The organism is Okeania sp. SIO2B9, assembly GCF_010672505.1.
Taxonomy (GTDB): Bacteria; Cyanobacteriota; Cyanobacteriia; order Cyanobacteriales; family Microcoleaceae; genus Okeania; species Okeania hirsuta.
This window is the reverse complement of sequence record NZ_JAAHGK010000550.1, coordinates 1-4760: the sequence shown is the minus strand read 5'-3', so window position 1 is coordinate 4760 and position 4760 is coordinate 1. Positions and strand designations below refer to the sequence as shown.

Genomic DNA, 4760 nt, shown 5'->3' with positions numbered 1-4760 from the left:
TGTGGAAATTTGAGAATTTATGGAATTTATAATTTTTTCTTTTAGGAATAAATCACAAATTAAGATGTAACTGCCTTTTTTGAATTTGGTATTAGGCAGATGAATACAATATGTCAAAAACTAAAAAAAGCCAAATTAAATTAGTTTTGCTAAACCCACCTAATATTCTTTTTAGGTGGGTAGTATACTCAACATTTTTTAAATTAACCTTGCATTCTTAACTGATTTTTTCTATTAAGTGCTTCTTGGTAATTAGGCTTAATTTCCAAAGCTATATTGTAAGAAATAACTGCTTTTTGAATATATGCTAATTTTTCCAAAATTAATCCTCTTTTAAACCATATTTGATGATTACCTGGTCTTAAAGAAACTATTTGGTCGTAGGCAGCGATCGCTTCTTCATACTGCTCTAACTTTTCCATAATTGTAGCTAGTTCTGACCAAGCTTGATAATTATTAGGCCAAATTTTAATAGCTCGATTATAACTCATAGCAGCCTCTCGATCATTTCCCATTTTTGCTAAACATAATCCTCGTTGCAACCAAGCATCAAAATTATCAGACTGTTTAGCTATGACCAAATCATAAGCTGCTATTGCTTGAGAGTATTTTTGTAACTTTTCTAAAGCAGCTCCTCTTTGTAAACCAACTTTAGCAACAGAAACTCCTTGTTTTACACTCATTTCTATGACTTTATCATAAGCGGCTAATGCTGCTTCGTACTGCTGGAGTTTTTCTAATGCTTCTCCTCGAAAATTCCAAGCTTCTAAAAAATCTGGTTGGGTAGCAATAGCATTCCCATAGGCAATAAGAGCTTCATTGTACTTACTAAGTGCCATGAATGCTTTGCCTCGACCTAACCAAGATTCTGGATAATTAGAATTAATTGTAATTGCCTGATTAAAAGATTCTAATGCCTCATCATATTTAAATAAATCTAATAAAGTATGACCACGACTAATCCAAGCTTCCGGTAAATTAGGATTAATATTAATTGCTTTATCAAAACAAGCAATTCCTCCTTCTTTCCAATGATTTTTTAAAGCTAATCCTTTATAAAACCAAGCTTCATAATCATCTGGATTTAATTTAATTACTTTATTAAAAGAAGAGACTGAATCGTGATATTTGTGTAGTTTACTTTGAGCAATTCCTCGGTTAAACCAAGCCAAATAATTATCAGGTTGTAATTCTATTGCATGGTCGTAACTAGCTACTGCTTCAGCATAACGGTAAGTTTCAACTAAAGCTAACCCTCTATTTAACCAAATATGATAATTATCAGGTTGCAATTTTACAGCACAATCATAAGCAGCTAATGCTTCAGCATATTTTTTTACACTTAATAAAGCTTGCCCTTGAGCATACCAAATTTCTCCCATCATCGGTTGTATTTTTAGTGCTTTTTTATAACAGTGGATGGCAGCTTGATACTGTTTAAATTCAGCTAAAATAATACCTTTGTTGTACCAGAGTTCATAATTATTTTGGTTGACTTTTATTCCTTTGTCAAAGCAAGCGATCGCTTCTTCATACTGTTTTAAATTAGATAATACAACACCGTAACAATTCCAAGCTTCATCATCATTTGACTTGATAGATAGCGATCGCTTATAAGCTTCTATTGCTTGTTCATATTTTTGTAGTTTATAGAAACAATGACCTAGTTTTAACCAACCTATAGCCCAGTCTGGCTTGATTTTAACGGCATTTTCGTAGTAGGATATGGCTGACTCGTATCTGCCCATATTATACATTCTGTTGCCACGGTCATATTCTGGAAATGCAGAAAATATACTAAAAATTCCGTTAGACCCGGAGATGTTTTGGCTATTAGTATTGTCTAATGTTGTTAAAAGTGTCAATTTTTGGGATGATTTAAAATCAGTTTTGGTCATAATTTTTTTTCCTTAAGCTTGATAGAGTCTATCTCAAAATAGTATTATATCTTGTACATTTATTTAAAATCTACCTAGATGGTCTAAGTTTCACTAATCTATATATTTATATATCTTCAGAACAAAATGTAAACCATAGGTTTAGAAAAGCGATAGTCAATAAGTCAGGAGTTTAGAATAGCAACAGCAAAAGTGCTTCGCCCTCGCTGCTATATTAAAAAGTCTGTGTGAAGTGAAGTAATATCATGTCCGTTTAATTAGTTATAATAAAATTCTTAGGTCATAGGTCTGAGGTCGTAAGTTCTAGGTGTAAATTCAAGTGAAAACACTGGAAACGGAGCACAAATTTGGGATATTACTTCAATATCGCTAATATCGCTTCAATAGAACATTTTTAACTTAATCATTCAGACATAGTATAATTCTGAAAGCAAACTATTTTTGAGTAATATCAAATCTGTTTAATTGCATATATTAGGAGAAGGAAGAAGGAAAAAAGAAAAATCTTGTATTGTCTGAGTTTTAAGCTTTTGATAGTCAAATACAGTAATGGTGACTACTATAGATCCAATGTGAGACCGATATGGAATAGTAAAATTTCTAGCAATACTGAACGTTTAAGGGTTTAGTATCCTCTACTGAGTTTGATATAACATCAAGACTGCAAACAAAAGAGGATTTGAGCAAAGTTTCACTACAAAAGAAAAAAACAAGGTTAGGTATGGCATTTGCTCGCGCACAACTACATTAACGCGGAGCGTTGCGTCAGCAGTATTGCCCATCAAATTGTCACAGAAGAACATGGCGATGAGATTACCTGCGATTCTACACTTGGGTAAGGGACAACATTTACAATTTTTTTTAACTATATTTATTACCATATATGTTATTTTTTTTCAACATCTTTAATATAATAAAAACTAATTAAATTTATATAAAATATTTATACTTGTGAATAATTAAGACGCGACAATTAGGTCGATTGGTGTAACAATCAAATAGGTGACAAAAACAGGTTAGCTATTATCCACTTTTAAATAAAGAGCTTAAAAGCATAACTAACCTATTTTTAGGCAAATTTATTTGCCTGAGCAATCTTAGATGTTTCTTTATGTTGTTCTGAAAATTGGAACTAGAGACTTTAAGTAGTAGGTCTCTCAAATATATTACTGCGGATCATTTTAATACAGGGGGGGACATAACCTCTGTCAAAATTGCGGTCAGGGTTTCCCGGGCTGAAAAGTCTTGCGTGGTCGCGTAAGCACAACGTCGGGAGTATATCAAATTTGTTGATGCCATGGAAAATAATTTAGTCTGAATACTTCTGCTGTTGAGGACAGTAAAAATTACTTACCAGATAATTGGGTTTAAAGCCTCGCCCATAAGCGGGCGACTTCTCATGTTATTATAAGATTGGTTTCAACACCCGTCTTGTCTCATAAATACTGTCGAAAAAAAGATTAGGTTGAAACTCCTTCAGTTGAGAGCTGAACTTGGGAAGCTTTCAGCTCAATGAGCAGTTTGCGCCTTGAAGGCACAAATAAACCCACAAGAATTTTTGATAAGTCGCGGGAGGGCATTCCGAGACTCTAAACGGACGTGGAGGCAAGCATAAGACTACTGTCAAATTAGCAGCCTAAGAAGCGTCAACCCACCGAAGAGCTACGGCTCAGTAGGAATCTCCGTGCCTTTAGGCCGCAGAGGATGTCAAAGCATCCTCAGACTATTTGCAATCAACCCCTCTGGTCACTTAGACCTCTTCACATTAGTGTGTGAGGAAAAATTCTACTGGAAAATCAAAAGTCAATATCTTGAAGAAGTAGTCAGGAGTCAGGTAGAGAAGCCATCAGAAGAATGCGACCTATGGAATTCTCACCCTACCAAGCGCATTTACAGCGTGTAGATGGTGAAGTCTTAAACCCATAAGGGAAAAGATAATTAACTTTTGATTTTTGCCAATTAAATTAATCGATCATAACTATTGACATATTACTTTTCCGGTAAAGTAAAAAAATTCACTGTAGAACTCTTATAGAGACCTAAACGCAAGTATTAATTTGAGAAAGCGAGTGTGTAATTCTGAGGTCTTCTCATAATGTAAGACACACTCAAGATATGCGGTCGGATTTACTGTGAATGCCTGTGGACGGAGTGCTGCCGACAGTTCCGCAAGAAGCAGGAAGTAAACATCATAGCTGTCAATCGATGTGACGCTTTGTATCAGTTTTATAAAGCAGTCTTGAGACGCTATGCAAAATCTAGTAAAAACAGGGGTATAGATGAAGCCCCAAAACATTAACATTCTAAATACTATGACTGCTCGTATGTATACTACAGTACCTAAATTTCAGCCATTAAAACCCTTGCGACAATGGCTAGATCATATAGAAATTAACAATCCCAAATTAGCAAGATTTCTGTGCCAGTTAATTCCCAGTCAGTGCCCTTTTGAGCGCGATATCACTTTTTTTGGTCATATCTTGTTTCATATTCCTCCCATGTGCAAACTTAACCCTCTTTATGATGAATTAATTGGTTTGAGGTTTAGAGCTTTGTGTTATTTAGCGGATATTTGTGGAGAAGATGTTACCTCATACTGCTAGTCTTGGAAGCAATAATCAAACCCATTTTCACCAATAAATTAAGTCCAAAGCCTCCCCTTGAAAGGGGATAAAAAAGGAAATTTCGGATTTTCTTACCTCCCTATTGCAGGAGGTACTGTTAACTGATAACTGATAGTGTAGCTCCTCTGTAAAGAGGCTAACTGATAACTGAAATGACCGCTTTTTATGTTGGCGAAAACCGAAAAGGCAAAGCTTTCCCAGTTAAAAATTAACCGCCGAGACTTGGTCCAAGAACGGC

The 4760-nt window shown here is 34.9% G+C and carries 3 protein-coding genes; 2 read left to right on the top strand and 1 reads right to left on the bottom strand.

The genetic code is table 11. The features are described 5' to 3' along the window. Positions 1–203: 203 nt before the first annotated feature. Complete coding sequence (locus tag F6K13_RS18905) at positions 204–1898, bottom strand: tetratricopeptide repeat protein (protein WP_124147352.1); 1695 nt, start codon at positions 1896–1898, stop codon at positions 204–206. Between the two features lie 1684 nt (positions 1899–3582). Between F6K13_RS18905 and F6K13_RS18900 the strand changes: the two genes are divergently transcribed. Together F6K13_RS18900 and F6K13_RS18895 are read left to right on the top strand one after the other, a co-directional pair. Continuing rightward, positions 3583–3801: a hypothetical protein gene (locus tag F6K13_RS18900; protein ID WP_124147353.1), complete on the top strand. Its 219-nt coding sequence runs from the start codon at positions 3583–3585 to the stop codon at positions 3799–3801. Between the two features lie 409 nt (positions 3802–4210). Continuing rightward, on the top strand, positions 4211–4501 hold the full coding sequence (locus F6K13_RS18895) for a Mo-dependent nitrogenase C-terminal domain-containing protein (protein WP_240039180.1): 291 nt from the start codon (positions 4211–4213) through the stop codon (positions 4499–4501). Positions 4502–4760: the final 259 nt, after the last annotated feature.